Origin of the sequence: Amycolatopsis sp. NPDC059021, assembly GCF_042739895.1 — a bacterium.
Classification (GTDB): domain Bacteria; phylum Actinomycetota; class Actinomycetes; order Mycobacteriales; family Pseudonocardiaceae; genus Amycolatopsis.
This window is the reverse complement of record NZ_JBHYIQ010000089.1, coordinates 42,631-43,394: the sequence shown is the minus strand read 5'-3', so window position 1 is coordinate 43,394 and position 764 is coordinate 42,631. Positions and strand designations below refer to the sequence as shown.

The following is a 764-nucleotide window of genomic DNA, read 5'->3' as shown; positions in this document are numbered from 1 at the left end:
ATGGCGTCGTTCTGGGCGTTGAACGCCGTGAAGGAGGCCTTCACGGCATTTGCCGCGCGGTGGGGCTGGTGTGACGGGTGAAAGCGGGTGCGGTCCGGCGGTCGTGTGCACGCCGCGAACGACGCGTTCGGGACGTTCAACGTCCGGATCGGAGCGTTCGGGACATGCCCCGGCGGCCCACCGTCCGGCGCCGTGGCGCTGAAGGCGTCTTCAGTGCCACGACTCGACCGGCACGCCGACCAGCCCTGCGCGGCCGCCACATCGAGCGGTGTCGTGAACGACGCGTTCGGGACACTGAGCGTCCTTTACGCGTCGTTCGGGACGTGCGCTCGCCGCGAGCCCGCCTAGTCGTCTCACCGGGGAACCGGCCGCGTGCCGAGGGACGCCCTCGGTGCGTTCAGCGCGACAAGGGCGTCCCTCGGTGCGCCCACCGCACCCAGGGCGTCCCTCGGCTCGCGCGGCTCGGCAAACCGTGGGTGCGGCTGGGTAATCGCAGGGTGAAAAGGCCACCCGAAGGGGGTCATCGGGCGACTCGTCCGTGGGGTTCCGGGCGCTCTTCCGGGCCGCCGGTGGTCTGCTGTGATCATGAACAGACCAACGCTCTCCCGCACCGGGCGTGTGCTGTCCGCCCTCGTGCTCTGCTGTCTCGGGGGCCGGGGCGCCCCCCCGACCGCCCCCCCCCCCCCCCCCCCCCCCCCCCCCCCCCCCGCGTAACACGCCCACCACTCCCACGTGGAGATCGAACCCCAAAACACACAACGGCA

General features: G+C 71.9%; 1 protein-coding gene. It reads left to right on the top strand.

Translation table 11 applies throughout. The features are described from left to right. The first annotated feature begins 213 nt into the window (after positions 1 to 213). The gene (locus ACFWX1_RS36895) at positions 214 to 348 is read left to right on the top strand and encodes a hypothetical protein (protein WP_378394445.1); all 135 of its coding nucleotides are present in this window, start codon (positions 214 to 216) and stop codon (positions 346 to 348) included. Positions 349 to 764: the final 416 nt, after the last annotated feature.